This window comes from Streptomyces brasiliensis (assembly GCF_014647875.1).
Lineage (GTDB): Bacteria > Actinomycetota > Actinomycetes > Streptomycetales > Streptomycetaceae > Streptomyces > Streptomyces brasiliensis.
This window is the reverse complement of record NZ_BMQA01000001.1, coordinates 739600-762868: the sequence shown is the minus strand read 5'-3', so window position 1 is coordinate 762868 and position 23269 is coordinate 739600. Positions and strand designations below refer to the sequence as shown.

The following is a 23269-nucleotide window of genomic DNA, read 5'->3' as shown; positions in this document are numbered from 1 at the left end:
TGACAGCGGGCGTCGCAAGGGCTTGGATCGCGTCCCAGCACACAGCATCCTTTCCCCCGTAGCACAGTGAGGTGCCGGAAAGATGGACCGCTCTTCTCACTCCCGTTCCCGCAGACTGGCCCCCGTCGTGGCCGTCGCCGCCGCGGCAGCACTGACCCTCGCCGGCTGCTCGAGCAGCTCCGGCGGAAAGAAGTCCGAGGAGGGCGGCTCGAAAGCCTCCGCGGGCAAGGCGACCACCCCCCGTATGACGGTCGCGCTGGTGACGCACCAGGCACCGGGCGACACCTTCTGGGACATCGTCCGCAAGGGCGCCGAGGCGGCCGCCGCCAAGGACAACATCAAGCTCGTCTACTCCGCCGACCCGAACGCCGGCAACCAGGCCAACCTGGTGCAGAACGCCGTCGACCAGAAGGTGGACGGCATCGCGATCACCCTCGCCAAGCCGGACGCCATGAAGGACGTCGTCGGCAAGGCGAAGGCCGCGAACATACCCGTGGTCGGCCTCAACTCCGGTGTCAGCGACTGGCAGAAGCTCGGCCTGATGGAGTTCTTCGGCCAGGACGAGACAGTGGCCGGCGAGGCGCTTGGCAAGAAGCTGAACGAACTCGGCTCCAAGAAGGCCGTCTGCGTCATCCAGGAGCAGGGCAACATCGGCCTGACCCAGCGCTGCGACGGAGTCAAGAAGACCTTCTCCGGCACGACCGAGACCCTGTACGTGAACGGCACGGACATGCCGTCCGTGAAGTCGACGATCACCGCCAAGCTCAAGCAGGACAGCGGGATCGACTACGTCGTCACGCTCGGCGCCCCCTTCGCGCTGACGGCCGTGCAGTCGGTGTCCGACGCGGGCAGCAAGGCGAAGATCGCCACCTTCGACCTCAACAAGGACCTGACCGGCGCGATCTCCAAGGGCACGATCCAGTTCGCGGTGGACCAGCAGCCGTATCTGCAGGGCTACCTGGCGGTCGACTCCCTGTGGCTCTACAAGAACAACGGCAACTACAGCGGCGGCGGTGAGCAGCCGGTACTGACCGGGCCGGCCTTCGTGGACAAGACCAACGTCGACACCGTCGCCCAGTTCGCCGCGAAGGGCACCAGGTGATGAGCATGGCCCAACAGGCTGAGCCGGCGGTGGGGACACCGCCGGCCCCCGGCCGCAAGGAGACCGACGGCCGCACCGCCGAGCGCCCCCTGGTGCTCCGGCTGCTTGCCCGCCCCGAAGTGGGCGTCTTCCTGGGCGCGGTGGCCGTCCTCGTGTTCTTCCTGATCGCGGCACCCGCGGTCCGCCAGGGCGGCTCGATGGCCACGGTGCTCTACCAGTCGTCGACCATCGGCATCATGGCCCTCCCGGTGGCCCTGCTGATGATCGGCGGCGAGTTCGACCTGTCCTCCGGCGTCGCCGTGATCACCTCGGCGCTCACCGCGAGCATGCTCAGCTACCAGCTGACGATGAACGTGTGGGCCGGTGTGATCGTCGCCCTGATCGTGTCGTTGGCGATCGGCGCGTTCAACGGCTGGATGGTCGTCCGGACCGGGCTGCCCAGTTTTCTCGTCACCCTCGGCACCTTCCTGATCCTGCAGGGCGTCAACCTCGCCGTCACCAAGCTGATCACCGGCAACGTCGCCACCGACGACATCAGCAACATGGACGGCTTCGACCAGGCGAGGAAGATCTTCGCGTCGTCGTTCGACGTCGGCGGCGTCCAGGTGAAGATCACCGTCGTGTGGTGGCTGGTCTTCGCCGCGATCGCCACCTGGGTTCTGCTGCGCACCAAGTACGGCAACTGGATCTTCGCCGTCGGCGGCAACAAGGACAGCGCCCGCGCGGTCGGTGTCCCGGTGAACTTCACCAAGATCACCCTGTTCATGACCGTCGGCTTCGGCGCCTGGTTCGTCGGCATGCACCAGCTGTTCTCCTTCAACACCGTGCAGTCCGGCGAGGGCGTCGGCCAGGAGCTGATCTACATCGCCGCGGCGGTCATCGGCGGCTGTCTGCTCACCGGCGGCTACGGCTCCGCGATCGGCCCGGTCTTCGGAGCCTTCATGTTCGGCATGGTCAACCAGGGCATCGTGTACGCCGGTTGGAACCCCGACTGGTTCAAGGCCTTCCTCGGCGTGATGCTGCTCGGCGCCGTCCTGATCAATCTGTGGGTCCAGCGCACGGCGACCCGGAGGTGACCCGATGACAAGCAACGGAACCGGAACCCACGGCGCCGTCCTCCCGGACACCGCCCCCGACAGGAACGGCCCGATCGTCGAACTGCGCGGCGCCGGCAAGTCCTACGGCAACATCCGCGCCCTGCACGGCGTCGACCTCGAGGTCCACCCCAGCCAGGTGACCTGCGTGCTCGGCGACAACGGCGCCGGCAAGTCCACCCTCATCAAGATCATTTCCGGGCTGCACCAGCACACCGAGGGCGACGTCCTCGTCGACGGCGAGCCGGTGCGCTTCACCACCCCGCGCGAGGCTCTCGACAAGGGCATCGCCACCGTCTACCAGGACCTGGCCACCGTGCCCCTGATGCCGGTGTGGCGGAACTTCTTCCTCGGCTCCGAGATGACCAAGGGACCCTGGCCGATCCGCCGCCTGGACATCGCCCGCATGAAGGAGACCGCGGACCAGGAACTGCGCAACATGGGCATCGTCCTGGACGACCTGGAGCAGCCCATCGGCACGCTCTCCGGCGGCCAGCGCCAGTGTGTGGCCATCGCCCGCGCCGTCTACTTCGGCGCCCGTGTCCTGATCCTGGACGAGCCGACCGCCGCCCTCGGCGTCAAGCAGTCCGGTGTGGTGCTGAAGTACATCGCCGCCGCCCGTGACCGCGGACTCGGCGTCATCTTCATCACCCACAACCCGCACCACGCCTACATGGTCGGCGACCACTTCAGCGTGCTGCGTCTCGGCACCCTCGAACTCAGCGCCGCGCGCTCCGAGATCACCCTCGAGGAGCTGACCAACCATATGGCCGGAGGCGCCGAACTGGCCGCGCTCAAGCATGAGTTGGCGCAGGTCCGGGGTGTCGACGTGGAGGAGCTGCCCGAGGCGGAGGACCTCACCGCGCCGGTGGCGACCTCGCCCTCGTCCGAAGGGACCTCCTGACCATGGTGAGCGCCCTCGACCGCGCATCCGGGTCGGCTCGGCCCCCGACTCCTGGGGCGTCTGGTTCCCCGACGACCCGCGGCAGGTGCCCTGGGCGCGCTTCCTGGACGAGGTCGCCGAGGCGGGCTACTCCTGGATCGAGCTGGGCCCGTACGGCTATCTGCCCACCGACCCGGCACGTCTCACGGAGGAGGCCGCCCGGCGCGGGCTGCGGGTGTCCGCCGGCACGGTCTTCACCGGGCTGCACCGCGGCCCCTCCGTCTGGGAGTCCACCTGGGAGCACGTCGGCCGGGTCGCCGAGCTGACCCGGGCCATGGGGGCGAAGCACCTCGTCGTCATCCCGTCGTTCTGGCGCGACGACAAGACCGCCGAGATCCTCGAACCGCCGGAGCTGACCGGCGCGCAGTGAGCCCACCTCACCAAGGGCATGGAACGGCTCGGCCACGAGGTCAGGGAGACGTACGGCCTGGACATCGTGGTGCACCCGCACGCGGACACGCACATCGACACCGAGGAGCACGTCGAGCGCTTCCTCGACTCGACCGACTCCGACCTCGTCAACCTCTGCCTGGACACCGGGCATTACGCCTACTGCGGCGGCGACAGCGTCAAGCTCATCGAGACGTACGGCGAACGCATCGGCTATCTGCACCTCAAGCAGGTCGACCCGGGGATCCTCGCCGACGTGCGGGCGAACGGGGTGCCGTTCGGGCCCGCCGTCCAGCGCGGAGTCATGTGCGAACCGCCATCCGGTGTACCGGAGTTGGAGCCGGTCCTGGTCGCGGCGCAGCGGCTGGGCGTGGAGCTGTTCGCGATCGTCGAGCAGGACATGTACCCGTGCGAGCCGGACAGGCCCCTGCCCATCGCACAGCGCACGCGGCGGTTCCTGCGGTCCTGCGGGGTCTGACGGGCGCGTCGGGGGAGGTGCGGTACGGGCGTCGAGCCCGGTGAGGGGCTCGGGCTCGCTTCGACAGGCGGCCCCGTGCGGGCGCTCCTATCCTGGATGAACCGAGCCAGCAGGTCTTCGGGCCCGCCGCCTTCCACGGCGTCCACGGGCCTGTTCCAGTGTGTCCTCATGTGGGAGAGAACCCATGTCGCACACGTCAACACGGTTGCGCAGGGGGGCCGTCGTCGTCGCGGCGACGGGGATGCTGGTGGTGCCGGCCGCGGGCGGGACCGCGGCCGCGGCACCTCCCTCCGGCGCCGTCACCGCCACCGAGCCGCCCTCGCCCTCGAAGGCCGAGGTCCGCAAGCTCACGCCCGCCGTGGAGCGCCAGATCGACGCCACCGTGCGACGGGTGATGAAGGAGGCGAAGGTCCCCGGGGTGACCGTCGGCATCTGGATGCCCGAGCAGGGGCGGTACGTGAAGTCGTACGGCGTCGCCGACAAGGCCACCCGCAGGCCGATGGACCCGGACCTGAACATGCGCATCGGCAGCGAGACCAAGACGTTCACGGTCACGGCGCTGCTCGAGCTGGTCGACAAGGGCGCGGTGAGCCTGGACGACCCGATCGGCAAGTACGTCAGCGACGTACCGAACGGGGACTCGATCACGCTGCGCCAGCTGGCCGGGATGCGCAGCGGGCTGTTCAACTACACAGAGGACGACGACTTCTTCAAGGCCCTCACGTCCGACCCGCAGCGGCCGTTCACCCCGCAGCAACTGCTCGACTACTCGTTCAAGCACCCCGTGCTGTTCCCGCCCGGCGAGAAGTTCTCCTACTGCAACACCAATCTGATCCTGCTGGGCCTGGTGGTCGAGGAGGCCAGCGGCCGGCACCTCGGTGACTATCTCAAGCACAACGTCATCGACCCGGTCGGCATGCCGGACACCTTCCTCCCGGTCGGCAACGAGTTCCCGGCCCCGCGCGCGCAGGGCTACACCGACCAGACGGCGACCGGGAAGGTCGAGGACGCGACCGACTGGAACCCCTCCTGGGCCTGGGCGGCCGGCGCGATGATCTCCGACCTGGAGGATCTGCGGGCGTGGGCGCGCACAGTGGCCACCGGCATCCTGCCCAACGGCGACAGGCTGATCAGCCCCGCCACGCAGAAGGAGCGGCTGACCACACCGCCGGCCGGCATGCCCGGCGCCGGGTACGGCCTCGGCATCTTCGACGTGCAGGGCTGGATCGGGCACAACGGCTCCCTGCCCGGCTACGAGTCCCTGACCGTCTACCTGCCGTCGGCGGAGACGACCCTGGTCGTCGTCCTGAACACCGACATCGACCACAAGGGCACCGAGCCGAGCACCCTCTTCGGTGAGGCCGTCACGAAGATCATCTCTCCGGGGAACGTCTTCGACCTGCCGGCGGAACCAGCGGCGCGGTGAAGACGTTCAGATGAGACAAGGGCGTGCGCGGAGCGCGCGATGGGGAGGCCGGGATGATGCGGACGACGCAGACACACAAGGACGAGCGGACGGCGGACAGCGCGAAGGACGAGCGGACGGCGGAGAGCCTGCGTCACGCCCGCTTCGCCACTCTGCCCGAGCGCATACGCCCGGAGGACACGGTGGAGACCACCCCGGCCACACCGCACGACCCGGCCCGGGACGCCTACGACTCCCATGAGTGGCTGGTCCGCTACTGCCTGTGAGGGCCGGCTGAACGGGGCGCAGCCGTCGCCGTACTCCTCGAGGCCGGGGACACCGACGGCTCACTGAAGACAGGCGTCGACGCGGAGGACGTACTCCTGCAGCTCAGCGCCCTGTGGCACATCGACCCGGCCCGCGACGGCGAGGCGCGGGCGAACCGGATCCTCGGCCTCGTCGTCGACGGGCTCCGGCCCCAGCCGTCTCAGGCCCCGCGCACCTCCTCGATGGTCACCGGCCGGTGCTCGTGCAGGGACAGCGTGCAGGCCTCCGCGATCCAGCCCGCCTCCAGGGCGTCCGCGACCGTGCAGGGGGACGGTCGGGTGCCGGCCACGACCTCCGTGAACGCCGTGAGTTCGGCGCGGTAGGCCGCCGTGAAGCGGTCCATGAAGAAGTCGTGCGGAGGGCCCGACGGGAAGGTGACCCCGGGCTCGACCGAGCGCAGCGGCAGCTTGTCGTCCAGGCCGACGGCGACGGAGTCCTGGAAGCCGTGCAGCTCCATGCGCACGTCGTAACCCCGGGCGTTGTGGCGGCTGTTGGAGACCACCGCGATCGTGCCGTCGTCCAGCGTCAGGATCGCGCCGGTGGTGTCGGCGTCGCCCGCCTCCCTGATGTAGTCCGCCCCCCGGTTGCCGCCGACGGCGTACACCTCGGTCACCTCACGGCCGGTCACCCAGCGGATGATGTCGAAGTCGTGCACGGAACAGTCGCGGAAGATCCCGCCGGACGCGGCGATGTAGGCGGCCGGGGGCGGGGCCGGGTCCAGCGTCGTCGAGCGGACCGTGTGCAGCTTGCCCAGCTCACCGCTCCGTACGGCCTCGCGCGCGGCGACGAAGCCCGCGTCGAAGCGGCGGTTGTAGCCGATCTGGATGGGTACGGCGCTGCCCTCGACGGCCTTGAGCACCTCGACGCCCTCGGTCATGGTGCGGGCGACGGGCTTCTCGCAGAAGACGGGGACGCCCGCTTCGACGCCGGCCAGGATCAGGGACGGGTGGGCGTCGGTCGCGGCCGCCACGACGAGGCCGTCCACGCCGGCGGCCAGGACCGCCTCGGGCGAGTCCGCGACCTCGGCCCCGAACCGGTCGGCGGCGGCCTTGGCCGCGTCCGTGAACGGGTCGGCGACGACGAGGGACTCGACGGCGTCCAGTCCCGAGAGGGTCTCGGCGTGGAAGGCGCCGATGCGGCCGAGGCCGAGGATTCCGATGCGCATGGGGGTGCTGCTCCTTGGGGTGCGGAGGTCGTACGAAAGGGAGGTCAGTCCAGGCCGCCGAGCACGTTCTGGTCCCAGTCGATCACCGAACCCGTGACCACCCCGGACCGCTCGGACAGCAGGAGGGCCACGAAGTCGGCGATCTCGTCCGGTCGGCCGAGCTTGCCCATCGGCAGCCGGACCGCGGCCTGTTCGCGCCAGTCGTCACCGGCGCCGTGGAAGGCCCGCTGTGTCGCGTCCTCGCCCTCGGTCGCCGTCCAGCCGATGTTCAGGCCGTTGATCCGGATCCGGTCCCAGCGATGGGCGTGCGCGGCGTTGCGGGTCAGGCCGATCAGCCCGGCCTTGGCGGCGACGTACGGGGCGAGGAAGGGCTGCCCGCCGTGCGCCGAGGACGTGATGATGTTGACGATCGTGCCCGGCGCCTTGCGTGCCACCATGTCGGCGACCGCAGCCTGCATCGCGAAGAACGGTCCCTTGAGGTTGACCGCGATGTGCGCGTCGAACAGCTCGGGCGTGGTGTCCAGGAGCGTGCCGCGGGAGGTGAGCCCGGCCGAGTTCACCAGGCAGTCGATCCGGCCGTACGCGTCGACCACCGCGGCGACGGACGCCTTGGCCTGCTCGGCGTCCGCGAGGTCGGCGCGGACGTACATCGCCTTGCCCCCGGCCGCCGACAGCTCGGCGACCAGCGCCTCGCCGGGCTCGGGGCGGCGGCCCGTGACCGCGACCACGGCGCCCTCGCGGACGGCGGCCCGTGCGCTCGCCGCGCCCACGCCCTGGCTGCCGCCGTTGACGAGGACGATCTTGTCCCGGAGGAGTCCGTCGTGAAGTCCCATGAATGTCCTGCCCCTTCAGGTCTCGCGCCGGCCGGCACCGGCCCGCAGTTCGTGGCGCAGCGCCCGCGGACTCCATCCCTCGCGCAGGGCCCGCCGTACGACGTCCGCCTGCGAGGGCGGGGCCAGACCGTCGACAGGCGGGTCGCTGTCGAGGTTGGTGGGGAACGGATAGCTCTCCGCGCTCGCGGCGATCACGTTCTCCAGCCACTCCTCGCCCACGCCCTCGGCTCTGCGCCGCAGCAGCACCGGGAAGACCGCGCCCGCCACCGCCTCCCGGTCCACCGTCTCCATGGCGCGCCCGAACGCGGACGACACCTGGAGCAGGTTGGCCATCCGGCGGACGTCCGCGGTGTGGTTCGAGCCGGCCGCGTGGAACAGTGCCGGGTTGAAGAAGGCCGCGTCACCCTTGGCCAGCGGGAGTTGGACGTGGTGCGCCTCGAAGTACGCCTGGAACTCCGGGAGTCGCCAGGCCAGATAGCCGGGCTCGTACTGCTGGGAGTACGGCAGGTACAGCGTCGGCCCCGACTCGACCGGCATGTCGCAGTGGGCGACCGCGCCCTGGAGCGTGAGCACGGGGGAGAGGCGGTGCACATGCGCCGGATAGCGGGCGGCGGCCTCGTTGCTGAGGAAGCCGAGGTGGTAGTCGCGGTGCACGGTCTGGCCGGCACCGCCCGGGTTGACCACGTTGATCTGCGAGGTCATCTGGTAGCCGGGGCCGAGCCAGGCAGTCGAGACCAGGGCCAGGATGTCGTTGGCGTAGTAGTCGGCGAACGCCTCCGGGTCGTACAGCGCCGCCTTCTCCAGCGCGTTCCACACCCGGTCGTTCGCGCCCGGCTCGGCGAAGTGGTCGCCGGCCGTGGCTCCCGAGGCCCGCTGCTCGGCGATCAGTGCGACGAACACCGCGGTGGCGCGGTCGACGACCGACGGATCGGGAAAGGCGCCTTGGAAGACCACGATGCCGGGGCCGTCGGTCAGTGCGCGGACCAGTTCGGCCTGCACCGCACGGCGGTCGGTGGCCGCCCGGAGCCGCTCGCTGTCGTAGAGGAGGACGTTCCGCTCCACCGACACGGCGTGCGGGTGGTCGGCGAGGTGCGTGGTCCGCCCGACCAGGGTCCGGAACGTGTCCAGGTCGCAGTCCTGCTCGGTCAGCCAGGCACGGCCCTGTGCGGTGGTGAGGGACATCGGCGTCCTGCTTTCGGTCACGGAGGTGACGTACTTCCGGTCACGGAGGTGACGTGGTGCTGTCATTCTTGTCATTACAAACCCCTCGAACAACCAGCAGGAAGCCATCAAAAACCCCTCAAGCAGCCGAGGAGTCCCGTCCCATGGGCCACCCCTTCCCGATCCGGGAGATCGCACGTCAGGCCGGTCTGAGCGAGGCCACCGTGGACCGCGTGCTCAACGGCAGGGGAGGAGTGCGCGTCAGCACCGCGCAGGAGGTGCAACGGGCCATCGCCGACCTGGACCGCCAGCGCACCCAGGTCCGTCTCGTCGGCCGCACCTTCATGGTGGACATCGTGATGCAGTCGCCCGAGCGGTTCAGTAGCGCCGTACGGGCCGCCCTGGAGACCGAACTCCCGTCGCTGCACCCGGCCGTGCTGCGCTCCCGCTTCCACTTCCGGGAGACCGGACCGGTGGCCGAGCAGGTCAGGACCCTGGACCGGATAGCCCGCCGGGGCTCGCAGGGTGTGATCCTCAAGGCTCCGGACGTCCCCGAGGTGACCGCCGCCGTCGGCCGCCTCACCGCCGCCGGCATACCCGTCGTCACCCTGGTCACCGACCTGCCCGCCAGCGGCCGGCTCGCCTATGTCGGCATCGACAACCGGGCCGCCGGCGCCACCGCCGCCTACCTCATGGGCCAGTGGCTCGGCGACCGGCCCGGCAACATCCTGACCAGCCTCAGCAGCGGCTTCTTCCGCAACGAGGAGGAGCGCGAGATGGGCTTCCGCAGCGCGCTGCGGACCCTGCACCCCCAGCGCACCCTCGTCGAGATCGCCGAAGGGCAGGGACTGGACGCCACTCAGTACGACCTCGTCCGGGCCGCCCTGGAACGCGACCCGGAGATCCGCGCCGTCTACTCGATCGGCGGCGGCAACATCGCGACGCTGAAGGCCTTCGCGGACCTCGGGCGCGAGTGCGCCGTGTTCGTCGCCCACGACCTCGACCACGACAACACCCGTCTGCTGCGCGAGCACCGGCTGTCCGTCGTGCTCCACCACGACCTGCGCCACGACATGCGCGAGGCCTGCCACCTGGTGATGCGCGCCCACGGCGCCCTGCCGCCCGCGGGGCCTGCCGTGCCGTCCGCGATCCAGGTGGTCACCCCGTACAACATGCCTATGACACCGCTACGTTGACCCACGCGCCGCTCTCCGCGGACCGCGCCGTCGCGTCCAGGACGGCGGCGCTGTGCACCGCGTCCGCGAGCGTGGCGCCGTACGGCGTGCCCTCGGCGATCGAGCGCAGGAACCGGTACGCCTCGATCACCTTCAGGTCGTCGTAGCCCATGGCGTTCGCCGCGCCCGGCTGGAAGGCGCCGAACTCGCCGTCCCCCGGGCCGGCGTACACCGTGCTGACGGGCTGGTTCTGATACGTCGTGCCACGGCTCACCGCCAGCTCGTTCATCCGGCGGAAGTCCCAGAACACCGCGCCCTTGGTGCCGTGCACCTCGAAGCCGTAGTTGTTCTGCTCGCCGACCGAGACCCTGCAGGCTTCCAGGACACCGCGGGCACCGGAGGCGAACCGCAGCAGGCAGTTCACGTAGTCCTCGTTCTCGACCGGGCCGGGCTCGCCGCCGGAGGCGAGCGCGTGGCCCGCGGTGGCGCCGGTCGGCCGGGCCCGCTCGGGCACGAAGACCGCGGTGTCGGCGGTCAGGGACGTGATGTCGCCGAGCAGGAAACGGGCCAGGTCGGCGCCGTGCGAGGCCAGGTCCCCGAGCACCCCGCTGCCGCCCCGCTCGCGCTCGTACCGCCAGGTCAGGGCGCCGTCGGGATGGGCCGCGTAGTCGCTGAACAGCCGGATGCGGACATGGGTGACCGCGCCGATCTCACCGGAGGCGATCAGTTCGCGGGCGGTCTCCACGGCAGGCGCGTTCCGGTAGTTGAAGCCGACCGTGCCCTGGACGCCCGCCTTGGCGACGGCGTCCGCGACCGCGCGGGCGTCGTCGGCGCTCAGGCCCACCGGCTTCTCGATCCAGATGTGCTTGCCGGCCTCCGCCATCGCCACACCGATCTCGCGGTGCAGGAAGTTCGGAGCCGTGATGCTCACCGCCTGGACACGCGGGTCCGCGGCCACCTCGCGCCAGTCACGGACCGCCCGGGCGAACCCGAACTGCGCGGCCGCCTCCTCGGCCCGGCCGGGCACCTCCTCGGCGACCGTGACCAGGCGCGGCCGCAGCGGGAGCCGCGGATAGTGGTGCGGGAGACGGGCGTACGCCTGGGTGTGCACCCGGCCCATCCAGCCGAACCCGACGACGGCGACACCGAGCGCTTCCACCATGCCAGCCCCTCTTTGGACCGTTCCACGACCTGTCCAGGTCACCATGTGAGGCAGGTGTTCCCATGTCAAGCCCTGTACCCACCCTTTGACATGCCGCCGACCGCGTGGAACGGTCCAAGCCATGAAACCGCCGACGATCCGCGACGTGGCCGACCGGGCCGGAGTCTCCAAGTCGCTGGTCTCGCTGGTGCTGCGCGGCTCCGGGCAGGTGCGGCAGGAGAAGCGTGACGCCGTACTGCGGGCCGTACGGGAACTGGGCTACCGGCCGAACGCCGCCGCGCGCAGCCTGAGCGAGCAGCGCACGCTCCCCCACTCCCGGCTCCGTTCGCGCGGGGGGACCCCCATGGTCGGCGTCCTCCTCAACGACCTGCGCAACCCCTGGTACGTGGACCTGCTCGACGGCCTGAACTCGCTGCTGCACGACAACGGCCTGCACATGCTGCTCGCCGACGCGCGCCTCAACCGCCGTGCCGGCCACGACCTCACCGGACCGTTCCTGGACTTCGGGGTGGACGGCCTGGTGGTGGTCGGCACCCTGCCCGACCTGGGCGTGCTGGGTACGGTCGCCGAGCGGATCCCGGTCGTCGTCGCGGGCGCCCGCGAACCGGAACTGCCCGGCGTGGACGTCGTGGCGGGCGACGACGAGGCCGGGGCCCGCCAGGTCACCGAGCACCTGCTCGGGCTCGGCCACCGCCGGATCGCACACATCGCGGGATACGGCGCCGTCGGCGAGCTGCGCCGGCGCAGCTTCGAGGCGACGATGCGGGCACACGGGGCCGAGGCGCTCGTCGAGGCCGGCGACATGACGGAGGAGGGCGGCTACCGCACCACCGTCCGGCTCCTGAGCCGCCCCGACCGGCCCACCGCCGTGTTCGCGGTCAACGACATCTCCTCGGTCGGCGCGCTGTCGGCGGCCGAGGAACTGGGGCTCCGCGTTCCGCGCGACCTCTCGGTGACCGGCTACGACAACACGAGCATCGCCCGGCTGCGGCACGTCTGGCTCACGACGGTCGACACCGCCCCGCACGAGATCGGCCGGCGCGCCGCACGCTGCCTCCTCGACCGCTTCGAGCGGCCCGGGACAGCGACGCGGACCCAACTGGCCGTACCGACGCTGGAGGTGAGGGGCACCACGGCGGCGCCCCCGGACCTCACGGGCTGATCGCCCGCGCCCCGCACAGCGTCTCGCCGAGCCGTTGAGCACCGCGAACACCTCGACCGCCGGGCCGCGCGAAGTGGCGTCGGCACCGAGTGCGGGTGATCGTTGAGGGCATGCCCGACGTCACGGCGGCCGCACCCGGGCCGGACCGGCACGACGCCACCCGTGAGGCCGTCCTGTTCGGCGGCGTCTACGGTGCCGTCCTGACCAGCTCGATGGTCGCTGCGCTCACCATGCACGGGCACAGCGCCGCTGCCGACCGTCGCTACGACGCTCTCCCGGCACCCCGGCGGGCCCGCTTCGACCTGGAACCGGAACCCGCGCGGCGACGTGTGCCGCGCTCAGCGGGCGGCTGCGCGCACGCCGTCGAGGGCGATGGCCAGGACACGGTCGCGCTGGGCGTCGTCGTCGAAGGACGTCGCCGTGACCCCGGCGACCATCCGCAGCAGATCGCTGAACGTCATGTCGGTCCGGGCCTCTCCCGCGCGCTGCGCCCGCTCCAGCAGCGGGCCCCCCGAGGAGTACATCGACTCGCGGCAGGCCTGGAAGATCTCCGACTCGTCGTTCAGGGCCTCGCGCACGGCCCGCTTGGTGACCATGTACCCCGTGAACCGCTCGAGCCAGGCCGTCAGAGCCTGCCACGGCGGCAGGTCGGCGACGTCCTCGGCGACCCGGCACAGGGCGTTCACCTCGCTCGCGTAGACGCTCTCGAAGAGGTCGCGGCGAGTGGGGAAGTTCCGGTACAGCGTGCCGATGCCGACGCCCGCGCGGCGCGCGATGTCCTCCAGGGAGGCCTCGGCGCCCTTCTCCGCGAACGCCTCGCGCGCGGCCGCGAGCAGGGCGTCGTAGTTGCGGGCGGCGTCCTTACGGTGCGGCCGCTGGGACGCGACGATCTCGCTGACGGGGAACGGCGTGGCCGTCACTGGTGCCTCCCGGGGAGCGGCTCGGTTGAAGCGGAGGTATGCCTCCGCTACAGTGGAGGGGTACCTCCACTTTAGCAGTACGGGGTGGCTTCGCCCTGGGCAGACGTGTCTGTGCCGCGACGCCCCCGTACCCGTACGCCACGGGCCTGCGCCGATCGCACCGCTCGCCCCCCCACGACACCCACCCTCCGCGTTCGTCTTCGGAGAGGCTTCTTCATGCCCCGCAAGTCCACCCGCCTCACCTTCGCGGTCCTCGCGACCGGTGCGGGCGTGTTCTCCATGCTGCAGTCGCTGATCGCGCCGGCCCTGCCGACCGTCCAGCACGCGCTGCACACCTCGCAGTCCACCGCGACCTGGGTGATGACGGCGTATCTGCTGTCCGCCTCGGTCTTCACCCCCATACTCGGCCGGGTCGGCGACCTGGTCGGCAAGAAGCGCACCCTCGTCGCCGTCCTCCTGGCCGTGCTCGCCGGTTGTCTCGTCGCGGCGCTCGCGCCCAGCATCGGCGTGCTGATCGTCGCCCGGATCGTCCAGGGCGTCGGCGGCGCCCTGTTCCCGCTGTCCTTCGGCATCATCCGGGACGAGTTCGTGCCGGCCCGGGTCAGCGGCAGCATCAGCAACCTGTCCGCCGTGATCGCGGCCGGCGGTGGTGTCGGCATCGTGGCCGCCGGTCCCATCGTGTCCGCGCTCGACTACCGCTGGCTGTTCTGGATCCCGGTCGCCATCGTCGCCGCGACCACGCTGATCGCCTTCCGCTATGTGCCCGAGTCACCCAAGAGGGCCGCGGGCAGCGTCAGTTGGCTCGGCGCCGTGCTGCTCTCGGCGTGGCTGGTGGCGCTGCTCCTGCCGCTCAGCCAGGCGGGGCAGTGGGGCTGGGGTTCGCCGAAGGTGATCGGGCTGTTCGCCGCAGCCGTGGTCCTGTTCGCGCTGTGGCTGTTCGCCGAGGCCCGCTCCCGCAGCCCGCTGATCGACCTCCGGGTGATGCGGCTGCCCGCTGTGTGGACCACCAACTCCGCGGCCCTGCTGTTCGGTGCGGGCATGTACGCGATCTGGTCCTTCCTGCCGGGGTTCGTGCAGACGCCCCGCTCGGCCGGGTACGGCTTCGGGGCCAGCGTCACCGCGTCCGGACTGCTCATGCTGCCCATGCTGCTCGCGATGTTCGTCTCGGGCGTGCTCGGCGGCCGTCTCGCCCCCGTCATGGGCCCCAAGGCCCAGCTCACCGCCGGCGCCGCGCTCGGCGCGATCGCCTGCGGCATCCTCGCCCTCTGGCACGACGAGCAGTGGCAGATCGCCGTCGTCTCCGGCGTGTTCGGCCTCGGCATCGGCCTGGCCTTCGCCTCGATGGCCAACCTCGTCGTGGGCAGCGTCCCGCCCGAGCAGACCGGCGCGGCGACCGGCATGAACGCCAACATCCGCACCATCGGCGGCTCCATCGGCGCGGCGCTCACCAGCGTCCTGGTCACCGGTCATCTGCAACCGTCCGGTCTGCCCCACGAATCCGGCTACACCCACGGTTTCACGCTGCTGGCGCTGCTCCTGCTCGCCGCGGCCGGCGCAGCCCTCCTGGTCCCGGCCCGCCGCACAGACCGCCAGACCGAGCCGGTCGTGCAGCGCCCGGCACCGGCACCGGCACCGGCACCCGCACGCGTGCGGTAGAGATCGCGCGGAACACGACGCGGGGCACGGCGCACAGGGTCCGCACGGACGAGAGCCCGTGGGGACCCTTTCCCCTGTGCGCCGTACCTGTGGCCGGGACGCGCGGCGCCTGGGGAGGCGCTCTGATCCGCGCCGTACGGCATTGTCCCTGCGCGGCTGCTCAAGTCGGCGTCAGTGACGGCCACATGAGCTGGTGGTGAACTGTTTCCGGATCTCTTACGGATCGTCCGGAGCCACCCCCAGAATCGCGCCGTGATCCGACTTCCCCTGACACGTTTGCGTGCGCTGATCCTCGTCTGCCTGGGAGCCGCGGGGCTGTTGCTGTCCCCGAACGCGGTGGCCGCCACGGCGACCCGGTCCGACGAGGCACGGTCGCAGGACGCCCACCCGCCCTACTCGCTCCTGCAGATGAACGTCTGCTCCAGCGGATACGCCGGCTGCTACGCCGGCACCGAGTACCCGAAGATCGTCGACGAGGTCGTGGACCGCATCCAGGCCGACGACGTCAACGCGGTCACCCTCAACGAGGCGTGCAGCGGGGACGTGGCCGACGTCGCCGCGCGCACCGGCTACCACTACCGCTTCGCCACGGTGATCTACCGCGGCGCCCCGCTGCCGTGCAAGTCGCCCGACGGGCGCGGCGAGTTCGGGAACGCCGTGCTGACCAAGGAGGCGATCCGCGCCTCCGAGGACGCCTCGTACTCCGTGTTCAGCGGAGTGGAGCAGCGACGCTGGATCTGCGTGACGACCGCCCGCGGGCTGGACGTGTGCACCAGCCACCTCTCCACCGACGGCGAGGCCCCCGGCACCACCAACTCCGTCCAGTGCGCCGAGCTGGCCCAGGTGCTCGCCTCCCGGCACCGGCCGACCCTGTTCGCCGGTGATGTCAACCGGCACGCCTCGTGCGCGCCCGCGAACTTCTGGACGCTGACCGATGCGGCCGCCACGCAGGCTCCCGGCATCCAGCACGTCTACGGGAACCTCGCGGCGCCGACGCTGGAGATCGAGCCGACGACCTACACGGACCACGACGCGCTCGTCGTCCGGGCCGGGATACGGAACTGACCTGACGGCTGGTCCGCGGCGCCGGGCCCGGACCAGCCGTATCCGCCGTGTGGTGGACCTCCTCGCGCCGGCAGGGCGCACCGACCGCCCCGGCGCTCCGGTCGCAGGGCACGCGGCACCGGCATCCGTACGCGTGCGGTAGGGTTGGGCTGCGTGATCACGCGGCACACAGCGCGTGGCACCACACCGGGACGTGGCGCAGCTTGGTAGCGCACTTGACTGGGGGTCAAGGGGTCGCAGGTTCAAATCCTGTCGTCCCGACGGTGTCGACCAGCGGGCCTGCCGGAACCGGCAGGCCCGCTGGTCGCGTTCGTACGGCCGTACCGACCACGGAACTGGCCCGCAGCACGGGCATGTCCCCGCCACCGCCGGCTACCGCGTCACGGTCCTGCGGGACGCGGGCCTGCTCAGCACCCCACCGGCAGGGCGGCGCCGTCCTGCACACGCCGACGCCGCTCGGGTCCGCCCTGCTGGAAGGACGGGGCCGGTCGGTGGCGTGATGCGCGGCGAGGACCCTGGAAGCGGTGTCAGTCCCGCGCCGCCCACAGGCCGCGGACGTGGCCGAGGTGGCGGGTCATGATGTCGCGTACGGCCCTCTCGTCGCGGTCGAGGAGAGCGTCCAGGAGTTCCAGGTGTTCCTCGGCCGAGGACAGCAGGCGGCCCGCCTTCACCAGCGTGGTGAGACCGTACAGACGGGAGCGGCCGCGGAGGTCGGCGACCACCTCGACCAGGTGCGCGTTGCCCGCCAGGGCCAGCAGACCGAGGTGGAAGCGGGTGTCCGCCTCGACGTACGCGATGAGGTCGCCCGCCACGGCCGCCGTGACGATCTCCCGGGCGGCCGGGCGCAGCGCCTCCAGCGAGACCCGGTCCGCCGTCCGGGCCAGCTCGGTGACGGTCGGGATCTCGATGAGCGCGCGGATGTGCGTGTACTCGTCGAGCTGCTCGTCGGAGACCGCGGTGACCCGGAAGCCCTTGTTGGGCACCGTGTCGACCAGGCCCTCCTTGACCAGGTCCAGCATCGCCTCGCGCACCGGCGTCGCCGAGACCCCGAAGCGGGCGGCGAGCGAGGGCGCCGAGTAGACCTCGCCCGGCCGCAGTTCGCCCGCGATCAGCGCGGCCCGCAGGGCGTCGGCGACCCGCTCCCGGTAACTGCTCCGCCGACCGCCGAGCCGGGGGAGCTCGGGGCCGTCCGCCTGCTGCGGTCGCTGTGCCATGTCACGCATCATTGAAGTCTAGAGCCTCGGAAGAGCCTGGTCGGAAGCTAGAGCACGAAGCCCTCGGGGAAGGGGTCGGTCGGGTCCAGCAGGTACTGGGCCGTGCCCGTGATCCACGCGCGGCCGGTGAAGCTCGGCAGTACGGCCGGGATCCCGGCGACCTCGGTCGTGCCCAGCAGCCGGCCCGTGAAGTGGGTGCCGATGAAGGACTCGTTCACGAACTCGGTGTGCAAAGGCAGTTCACCCCGCGCGTGCAGTTGCGCCATGCGCGCGCTCGTGCCCGTACCGCAGGGTGAGCGGTCGAACCAGCCGGGATGGATGACCATCGCGTGCCGCGAGTGCCGGGCCGTGGAGCCGGGTGCGTAGAGGTGGACGTGGTGGCAGCCGTGGATGGACGGGTCCTGCGGGTGGACCGGTTCCTCCTTGGCGTTGATGGCCTCCATCAGCGACAGACCCGCCGCGAGGATGTCGTCCTTGCGAGCCCGGTCGAAGGGCAGCCCGAACTCCTCGAGAGGAAGGACGGCGTAGAAGTTCCCGCCGTACGCGAGGTCGTACGTCACCGTCCGCCCGTCGGCGAGTACGGCCTTGCGGTCGAGGCCGACGGAGAAGGACGGGACGTTCTGGAGCGTGACGTTCCTGGCGGCGCCGTCCTCGACCTCCACCTCCGCCACGACGAGCCCGGCCGGAGTGTCCAGACGGATCGTGGTCACCGGCTCGACGACCTCCACCATGCCGGTCTCGACCAGCACGGTCGCCACCCCGATCGTGCCGTGCCCGCACATCGGCAGATAGCCGGAGACCTCGATGTAGACCACGCCCCAGTCGCAGTCGGGGCGGGTCGGCGGCTGCAGGATCGCGCCGCTCATCGCGGAGTGCCCACGCGGCTCGTTCATCAGCAACTGCTTGATTCCGTCGTGGTGTTCACGGAACCACAGACGGCGCTCGTTCATGGTCGTGCCCGGGATGGTGCCGATCCCACCGGTGATCACCCGGGTGGGCATGCCCTCGGTGTGCGAGTCGACGGCGTGCAGGACGAGTTTGCTGCGCACGGTACGGCCTCCTTATCGGGCGAGTCCCGCGGCGAGGGCCTTCTCGGTCGCCGCACGTACTTCGGCCTCCTGGTCGGGCAGCAGCGGGACGCGCGGCGGCCGCACCGGGCCGCCGTACCGGCCGGCGATGTCCATGGACAGCTTGATCGCCTGCACGAACTCGACCCGCGAGTCCCAGCGCAGCAGCGGATGCAGCTGCCGGTACAGGGGGAGCGCGGTGGCGAGATCCCCGGCCACGGCCGCCCGGTACAGCTCGACGGAGGCGGCGGGCAGCGCGTTCGGATAACCGGCCACCCAGCCCTTGGCCCCCGCCACGGCCAGCTCCAGCAGGACGTCGTCGGCACCGACCAACAGGTCGAGGTCCGGGGCGAGTTCGGCGAGCCGGTAGGCGCGGCGGACGTCGCCCGAGAACTCCTTCACACCCTGCACGTACCCCTCGCCGTGCAGCCGCGCGAGCAGTTCGGGCACCAGGTCGACCTTGGTGTCGATCGGGTTGTTGTACGCGACCACCGGCAGCCCGGCGCGGGCGACCTCGGCATAGTGGGCGAGCACGGACCGCTCGTCGGCGCGGTACGCGTTGGGCGGCAGCAGCATGACCGAGGCGCAGCCCGCCTCGCCCGCCCGCTCGGCCCAGCGGCGGGCCTCGGCGGAGCCATAGGCGGCGACGCCCGGCATCACGCGCGCGCCGCCGATCGCCGCCACGGCCGTCTCGACGACCCTGGCGCGCTCCTCGGGCGTGAGCGTCTGGTACTCGCCGAGCGAGCCGTTCGGTACGACGCCGTCACAGCCGTTCTCGACCAGCCAGGAGCAGTGCTCGGCGTACCTGTCGTGGTCCACGGTGAGATCGTCGCGCAATGGCAGGGCGGTGGCGACCAGGACGCCCCGCCAGGGGCGGTGCTGCGGGTCGGACATGAGAGCTTCCCCCTCCAATAGGGTGTGACATATTACTGATGTCCTGCGGCTTGCGGGCTTGCAGAGGCTCAAGGGCTTTCAGGGGCTACGGGGGCCGACGGCCTCCCGCGACGGCCGACTGCTGCGCCGGCTCACTCCAGGTCTTCCTCGGACAGCGCCGGGAGTCCCTCCTCGGACACTCCCGCGAGCACGCCCAGCGGCACCGGGCGGGCGAGCGGTCGGCGCGGCGTGGTGAGCGTGCAACCGGAGACTCCGGCGACGGCGGGGCCGCACATCCGGCCCTGACACCAGCCCATCCCGGCCCGAGTGAGCAGCTTGACTGTGCGCAGGTCACCGGCGCCGAACCCGCCGACGGCCGAGCGGACTTCACCGGCGGTCACCTCCTCGCAACGGCACACGACCGTGTCGTCCGTGGCCTGCTCCACCCATCCGACGGGCGGAGCGAAGACGGCGTCCACGGCCGCGAAGAACGTACGGAGCCGTGTCCGGGCCCGCGCCGCCGCGGCCCAGGTGCGCGGATCGGGGGCGCTCCCGTGCAGGCGCGCGGCGATCGAACGCCCGGCGATGTGTCCCTCGGCCAGCGCGAGGGCCGCGCCACCGATCCCGGTCGCCTCCCCGGCCGCCCAGACGCCCGGTACGTCGGTGCGCTGCTCGTCGTCGACGCGCACGTCCGTCCCGTCCAGTGCGCACCCCAGCGTCTCGGCGAGGTCGGTGTGCGGCAGCATGCCGTGTCCCACGGCCAGGGTGTCGCAGGGGATGCGGCGTTCGCTGCCGGGCCGGACACGACCGTCCGTGCCGAGAGCGGCGACGGTCACCGACTCCAGACGGTCGGTGCCGTGCGCCTCGACCACCGTGTGCCGGACCAGGGCGCGTACGCGGTGCCGCAGCAGCCGGGCGGTGTACCGGGCGCCCTCCGTGAGCTTGCCGGGCTGCGCGGCCAGGGCCGACGAGTGGCGCAACAGAGCCCGGGGGTCGGCGGACTCGACGAGCGCGGCCACGTGCGCACCGGCCGTCGCGAGCCCCGTCGCCACGGGCAGCAGCAGCGGCCCGGTTCCGGCGACGACGACCGTACGGCCGGGCAGCACGAGGCCGCCCTTGAGCATGGCCTGCGCACCGCCCGCGGTGACGACGCCGGGGAGCGTCCAGCCCGGGAACGGGAGCACCGTCTCGTGGCCACCGGTGGCCACGAGCACGGCGTCGGCGCGTACCACGACACCGTCGTCCTGCATCGGACCCACAAGAGCGTGCACGCCGAAGCCGCCGTCCCCGGACTCCCGCTCCACGCACCACACATGATGATCGGGCAGATGGCGAATGCGCCCGGCGGCGATCTGCCCGTCGAGCCCGGTGCGCAGCCGCTCCCATGTGCGCCACTGATGGTGCAGGGTCTGCGGGCGACGCGCCCCGAGCGCGGCGGCGGGCTGCCGGTAGAACTGCCCGCCCGCCTCCGTACCGGCGTCGACCAGGGTCACGCGGACGCCGTGTACGGCCGCCGCGAGTGACGCGGCCAGCCCTGCCGGGCCCGCCCCGATCACGGCCAGGTGCGGTCGCTCAGCCATCGTGGCCCGTTCCCTCCTGCGTGCGGATCGTGTCGCCGGGTCGTACGGGAACCAGGCAAGCCCGTTGGTTCGGGAGGTCGTTGACGGTCACCAGACAGTCGAAGCACATCCCGATCCCGCAGAACACCCCGCGCGGGCGGCCCGCGCCGCGTGTGCTGCGCCAGGCCGTCACGCCCGCCGCCCACAGCGCGGCCGCGACCGTCTGACCCGGCAGCGCCTCGATCGTCCGGCCGTCGAAGGTGACCGTGAACGCGGGGCCGGGCTGCGCGTCGGCCAACTCGAGCGGATTCAAGGGGAGTTCACCTCGTCTCCCGAGAAACGGTCCGGGCGGAACGCCGTGAGGTCCAGGTCCGTGGTCTTTCCGCCGAGCGCCTGGGCGATCAAGTGCCCGGTGCCGGTGGCGAGTCCGATGCCGGCGCCCTCGTGACCGCAGGCGTGGAACAGTCCGGGCACGCGGGGGTCGGGGCCGATCGCGGGCAGGTGGTCGGGGAGGTAGGGCCGGAAGCCCACGTACGTGCGCAGCGCTCGCACCCGCTCCAGGAAGGGGAACAACCGGGTGGCCCCGAGCGCCAGGGACCGTACGACGGGAAGCGAGAACGACCGGTCGAAGCCGACCCGTTCCCGGCTCGCGCCGATCAGAACCGGGCCGGCGGCCGTGCCCTCGACGACCGGTGAGGTCTGCAGCGCGGCCGAGTCGCTCGCCACGTCGGCCACGTAGTCCGCCGCGTACACCTTGTGCCGGACCAGCCGGGGCAGTGGCTCGGTGACCAGGACGAAGCCGCGCCGGGGGAGTACGGGCAGGTGCGCGCCCGCCAGCGCGGCCACGTCGCCGCCCCAGGTGCCGGCCGCGTTGATCACCGCCGGTGCGTGGATCTCCCCGTCGTCCGTCCGGACGCCGCGCACCGCGCCCTCCGCCGTGCGCAGCACCCCGGTCACGGTGCGGCCGGTGCACAGCCGGGCACCGGAGGCGCGTACGAGGTGTGCGGCGGCCAGTGCGGGCATGACCTGGGCGTCCTGGGAGTAGAGCACGCCACCGGCGAGACCGGGCGCCAAATGGGGTTCGAGAGAGCGGACTTGATCCGCGTCCACGACTTCCGTCATGACCCCGGCGGCGTGCTGCGCGGCCGCGAAGTCCTTCAGCGAGGCCAGCGCTTCGGTCGTGGCGGCGACCACGACACCGCCCTTGGGCTCGTACTCGACCGCGGAACCGAACTCCTCGGCCAGCTCCGCCCACAACCGGGCCGAAAGCAGGGCCAGTTCGAGCTCAGGGCCCCGTTCCTTGTCGGAGACGAGCAGATTGCCCTCGCCCGCTCCGGTGGTGCCTCCGGCGACCGGGCCGCGGTCCACCACGACGACGTCGAGACCCGCCCGCGCCGCGTACAGGGCGCAGGCGGCGCCGACCATCCCGGCGCCGACCACCACGACATCGCAGGTCAGCCGCTTCGCCACGCCAGTACTATGTCACATGTTTCTGTCCTTGGGGAGGGCGCGTGCGGGCCGGGTCAGAACCGAGGCGTCAGTCGAACTCGCTCGGATGCGGCGACGGAGTCTTCCCGGCGAGTACATCCTTGAGGCGCTGCGCGCCGTGCTGCGCCGCCCTCTTGGTGCTGTCGTGATCTGCGCCGGAGAGACCGCCGTTGGTGACGACGGCTCCGGAGGCGCCGACTCGCAGTGCGGCGATGTCCACGGTGAGCGTGGTCGGGTCGCCGTTCGCGGTGCCCTGCACCCTCACCGTCAGGCCTTCGCGTGCATCGCCCGCCTTGGGCAGCGAGGACTGGACGACCCGGACCGTCCGCTTGCCACCGTCGGAGCCGGTCGCGGTGAACTGGGCGCACTTCTGCGGGAGGCTCTTGATCCAGGCGAGCGACTTGTCCATCGAGGCCCTCCCGTAGTCGCCGGCCTGGTAAAGCATCCGGGCGTCGCCCGCGGTGAACCCGGTGAGCGCCGAGGCGCCGACCGCGCGGCCCAGCAGACTGTCGGAGTAGAGGCTGTTCAGGAGCTTCTGGCAGTCGGCGGCGTTGGACTTCGTGTTCAGGAAGGCGGCGACGTCGACCTTGCCGATCAGCAGCTTGTCCCGCCAGGACGCCGCGTTGTTCGCCTGCGTCCAGTCGTCCTCGATGTCGGCCTCGGTGATCAGCGCGGCCTTCGCCCCGGTGCGCGTGAGAGCGGGTGTCGAGGTCGGGCTGGGTGTCACGGTCGGGCTGGGGGTGTCCTCGGCCATGGGTGAGGCGGACACGGCGTCGGCGGCGTTCCCGCCGTCCGAACAGGCCGCCGTGGCCAGCAGCGTCCCCACTGCGAGGGCCGACCCGAGAATACGCACAGGACGGGACGGACGGTTCATCGCGACTGCCTCCTCGGAACGCGGTACGTCCTCCCACGCCACCACCGCCCACGCCGCCGGACCAGCGCAGCGGGGCGTTCGGGTGACGGGGGCGAAGTCGCGTCGCGCCGGGTCCGTTCCCGGCAGCCAGGTGGTGCGGAACCCTTCAGGCACCGC

Annotated in this window: 21 protein-coding genes, 1 tRNA gene and 1 pseudogene; 11 read left to right on the top strand and 12 right to left on the bottom strand. The window is 71.5% G+C overall.

Going from position 1 to position 23269, the window contains the following annotated elements; all coding sequences use genetic code 11:
- Positions 1-82: 82 nt before the first annotated feature.
- From IEZ19_RS03515 to IEZ19_RS03490, 6 genes and pseudogenes are all read left to right on the top strand, one after another.
- Positions 83-1102: a sugar ABC transporter substrate-binding protein gene (locus IEZ19_RS03515; RefSeq protein ID WP_189309441.1), complete on the top strand. Its 1020-nt coding sequence runs from the start codon at positions 83-85 to the stop codon at positions 1100-1102.
- A complete protein-coding gene (locus IEZ19_RS03510; RefSeq protein WP_189309440.1) occupies positions 1102-2178 on the top strand; it encodes an ABC transporter permease in 1077 nt (358 codons plus the stop codon). Before IEZ19_RS03515 ends, IEZ19_RS03510 begins: the two co-directional genes overlap by 1 nt.
- 4 nt (positions 2179-2182) lie before the next feature.
- Positions 2183-3100, top strand: coding sequence for an ATP-binding cassette domain-containing protein (locus tag IEZ19_RS03505; protein ID WP_189309439.1), 918 nt, complete (start codon positions 2183-2185; stop codon positions 3098-3100).
- Positions 3101-3102: 2 nt separating this feature from the next.
- Positions 3103-4007, top strand: a pseudogene (locus IEZ19_RS03500) (sugar phosphate isomerase/epimerase family protein).
- 184 nt (positions 4008-4191) lie between these two features.
- Entirely contained in the window at positions 4192-5433 is a 1242-nt protein-coding gene (locus IEZ19_RS03495) for a serine hydrolase domain-containing protein (RefSeq protein WP_189309438.1), read from the top strand.
- 53 nt (positions 5434-5486) lie between these two features.
- Positions 5487-5699 carry a hypothetical protein gene (locus tag IEZ19_RS03490; RefSeq protein WP_189309512.1) on the top strand — a complete coding sequence of 71 codons (213 nt, stop codon included), beginning with the start codon at positions 5487-5489 and terminating at the stop codon, positions 5697-5699.
- A gap of 200 nt (positions 5700-5899) precedes the next feature.
- Here IEZ19_RS03490 and IEZ19_RS03485 read toward each other — a convergent pair whose 3' ends face one another.
- From IEZ19_RS03485 to IEZ19_RS03475, 3 genes are read right to left on the bottom strand one after another with little or no spacing between them, the layout of a single operon-like run.
- Positions 5900-6904, bottom strand: coding sequence for a Gfo/Idh/MocA family protein (locus IEZ19_RS03485; protein WP_189309437.1), 1005 nt, complete (start codon positions 6902-6904; stop codon positions 5900-5902).
- A gap of 44 nt (positions 6905-6948) precedes the next feature.
- Positions 6949-7737 carry an SDR family oxidoreductase gene (locus IEZ19_RS03480; protein ID WP_189309436.1) on the bottom strand — a complete coding sequence of 263 codons (789 nt, stop codon included), beginning with the start codon at positions 7735-7737 and terminating at the stop codon, positions 6949-6951.
- A 15-nt stretch (positions 7738-7752) separates the two neighbouring features.
- Positions 7753-8919, bottom strand: a complete 1167-nt coding sequence (locus tag IEZ19_RS03475; RefSeq protein WP_189309507.1) for a phytanoyl-CoA dioxygenase family protein — start codon at positions 8917-8919, stop codon at positions 7753-7755.
- Between the two features lie 143 nt (positions 8920-9062).
- Here IEZ19_RS03475 and IEZ19_RS03470 point away from each other — a divergent pair, with 143 nt between their 5' ends.
- Positions 9063-10094, top strand: coding sequence for a LacI family DNA-binding transcriptional regulator (locus tag IEZ19_RS03470; protein ID WP_189309435.1), 1032 nt, complete (start codon positions 9063-9065; stop codon positions 10092-10094).
- On the opposite strand, the gene IEZ19_RS03465 is transcribed toward IEZ19_RS03470, so the two are convergent.
- On the bottom strand, positions 10075-11235 hold the full coding sequence (locus tag IEZ19_RS03465) for a Gfo/Idh/MocA family protein (protein WP_189309434.1): 1161 nt from the start codon (positions 11233-11235) through the stop codon (positions 10075-10077). The genes IEZ19_RS03470 and IEZ19_RS03465 overlap by 20 nt on opposite strands.
- A gap of 121 nt (positions 11236-11356) precedes the next feature.
- Here IEZ19_RS03465 and IEZ19_RS03460 point away from each other — a divergent pair, with 121 nt between their 5' ends.
- The gene (locus IEZ19_RS03460; RefSeq protein ID WP_189309433.1) at positions 11357-12397 is read left to right on the top strand and encodes a LacI family DNA-binding transcriptional regulator; all 1041 of its coding nucleotides are present in this window, start codon (positions 11357-11359) and stop codon (positions 12395-12397) included.
- Between the two features lie 338 nt (positions 12398-12735).
- Here IEZ19_RS03460 and IEZ19_RS03455 read toward each other — a convergent pair whose 3' ends face one another.
- The gene (locus IEZ19_RS03455) at positions 12736-13317 is read right to left on the bottom strand and encodes a TetR/AcrR family transcriptional regulator (RefSeq protein WP_189309432.1); all 582 of its coding nucleotides are present in this window, start codon (positions 13315-13317) and stop codon (positions 12736-12738) included.
- A 216-nt stretch (positions 13318-13533) separates the two neighbouring features.
- Here IEZ19_RS03455 and IEZ19_RS03450 point away from each other — a divergent pair, with 216 nt between their 5' ends.
- The 3 genes from IEZ19_RS03450 to IEZ19_RS03440 all read left to right on the top strand — a co-directional run bounded on the left by IEZ19_RS03450 (position 13534) and on the right by IEZ19_RS03440 (position 16299).
- A complete protein-coding gene (locus tag IEZ19_RS03450; protein ID WP_189309431.1) occupies positions 13534-14973 on the top strand; it encodes an MFS transporter in 1440 nt (479 codons plus the stop codon).
- Positions 14974-15225: 252 nt separating this feature from the next.
- Complete coding sequence (locus IEZ19_RS03445) at positions 15226-16038, top strand: endonuclease/exonuclease/phosphatase family protein (RefSeq protein ID WP_189309430.1); 813 nt, start codon at positions 15226-15228, stop codon at positions 16036-16038.
- 187 nt (positions 16039-16225) lie between these two features.
- Positions 16226-16299, top strand: a tRNA-Pro gene (locus tag IEZ19_RS03440).
- A 266-nt stretch (positions 16300-16565) separates the two neighbouring features.
- Here the strand turns inward: IEZ19_RS03440 and IEZ19_RS03435 are convergent.
- The 7 genes from IEZ19_RS03435 to IEZ19_RS03405 form a co-directional block, all read right to left on the bottom strand.
- The gene (locus IEZ19_RS03435) at positions 16566-17264 is read right to left on the bottom strand and encodes a GntR family transcriptional regulator (protein WP_373296894.1); all 699 of its coding nucleotides are present in this window, start codon (positions 17262-17264) and stop codon (positions 16566-16568) included.
- Between the two features lie 35 nt (positions 17265-17299).
- Positions 17300-18301: a proline racemase family protein gene (locus IEZ19_RS03430; RefSeq protein ID WP_189309428.1), complete on the bottom strand. Its 1002-nt coding sequence runs from the start codon at positions 18299-18301 to the stop codon at positions 17300-17302.
- A gap of 12 nt (positions 18302-18313) precedes the next feature.
- Positions 18314-19213 carry a dihydrodipicolinate synthase family protein gene (locus IEZ19_RS03425; protein ID WP_189309427.1) on the bottom strand — a complete coding sequence of 300 codons (900 nt, stop codon included), beginning with the start codon at positions 19211-19213 and terminating at the stop codon, positions 18314-18316.
- A 131-nt stretch (positions 19214-19344) separates the two neighbouring features.
- Positions 19345-20772 carry an NAD(P)/FAD-dependent oxidoreductase gene (locus IEZ19_RS03420; RefSeq protein ID WP_189309426.1) on the bottom strand — a complete coding sequence of 476 codons (1428 nt, stop codon included), beginning with the start codon at positions 20770-20772 and terminating at the stop codon, positions 19345-19347.
- A complete protein-coding gene (locus IEZ19_RS03415; RefSeq protein ID WP_189309425.1) occupies positions 20765-21064 on the bottom strand; it encodes a (2Fe-2S)-binding protein in 300 nt (99 codons plus the stop codon). The genes IEZ19_RS03420 and IEZ19_RS03415 overlap by 8 nt, the downstream gene beginning before the upstream one ends.
- Complete coding sequence (locus tag IEZ19_RS03410; RefSeq protein WP_189309424.1) at positions 21061-22221, bottom strand: NAD(P)/FAD-dependent oxidoreductase; 1161 nt, start codon at positions 22219-22221, stop codon at positions 21061-21063. Before IEZ19_RS03410 ends, IEZ19_RS03415 begins: the two co-directional genes overlap by 4 nt.
- Positions 22222-22288: 67 nt before the next feature.
- Complete coding sequence (locus IEZ19_RS03405; protein WP_189309423.1) at positions 22289-23113, bottom strand: hypothetical protein; 825 nt, start codon at positions 23111-23113, stop codon at positions 22289-22291.
- Positions 23114-23269 lie beyond the last annotated feature (156 nt).

Coding starts and splice junctions, on each gene's coding strand:
- IEZ19_RS03425 (WP_189309427.1), bottom strand. CDS start 19,213: ATGTCCGACCCGCAGCACCGCCCCTGGCGGGGCGTCCTGGTCGCCACC.
- IEZ19_RS03505 (WP_189309439.1), top strand. CDS start 2,183: ATGACAAGCAACGGAACCGGAACCCACGGCGCCGTCCTCCCGGACACC.
- IEZ19_RS03465 (WP_189309434.1), bottom strand. CDS start 11,235: ATGGTGGAAGCGCTCGGTGTCGCCGTCGTCGGGTTCGGCTGGATGGGC.
- IEZ19_RS03475 (WP_189309507.1), bottom strand. CDS start 8,919: ATGTCCCTCACCACCGCACAGGGCCGTGCCTGGCTGACCGAGCAGGAC.
- IEZ19_RS03460 (WP_189309433.1), top strand. CDS start 11,357: ATGAAACCGCCGACGATCCGCGACGTGGCCGACCGGGCCGGAGTCTCC.
- IEZ19_RS03515 (WP_189309441.1), top strand. CDS start 83: ATGGACCGCTCTTCTCACTCCCGTTCCCGCAGACTGGCCCCCGTCGTG.
- IEZ19_RS03435 (WP_373296894.1), bottom strand. CDS start 17,264: ATGATGCGTGACATGGCACAGCGACCGCAGCAGGCGGACGGCCCCGAG.
- IEZ19_RS03480 (WP_189309436.1), bottom strand. CDS start 7,737: ATGGGACTTCACGACGGACTCCTCCGGGACAAGATCGTCCTCGTCAAC.
- IEZ19_RS03470 (WP_189309435.1), top strand. CDS start 9,063: ATGGGCCACCCCTTCCCGATCCGGGAGATCGCACGTCAGGCCGGTCTG.
- IEZ19_RS03450 (WP_189309431.1), top strand. CDS start 13,534: ATGCCCCGCAAGTCCACCCGCCTCACCTTCGCGGTCCTCGCGACCGGT.
- IEZ19_RS03510 (WP_189309440.1), top strand. CDS start 1,102: ATGAGCATGGCCCAACAGGCTGAGCCGGCGGTGGGGACACCGCCGGCC.
- IEZ19_RS03490 (WP_189309512.1), top strand. CDS start 5,487: ATGATGCGGACGACGCAGACACACAAGGACGAGCGGACGGCGGACAGC.
- IEZ19_RS03495 (WP_189309438.1), top strand. CDS start 4,192: ATGTCGCACACGTCAACACGGTTGCGCAGGGGGGCCGTCGTCGTCGCG.
- IEZ19_RS03420 (WP_189309426.1), bottom strand. CDS start 20,772: ATGGCTGAGCGACCGCACCTGGCCGTGATCGGGGCGGGCCCGGCAGGG.
- IEZ19_RS03485 (WP_189309437.1), bottom strand. CDS start 6,904: ATGCGCATCGGAATCCTCGGCCTCGGCCGCATCGGCGCCTTCCACGCC.
- IEZ19_RS03405 (WP_189309423.1), bottom strand. CDS start 23,113: ATGAACCGTCCGTCCCGTCCTGTGCGTATTCTCGGGTCGGCCCTCGCA.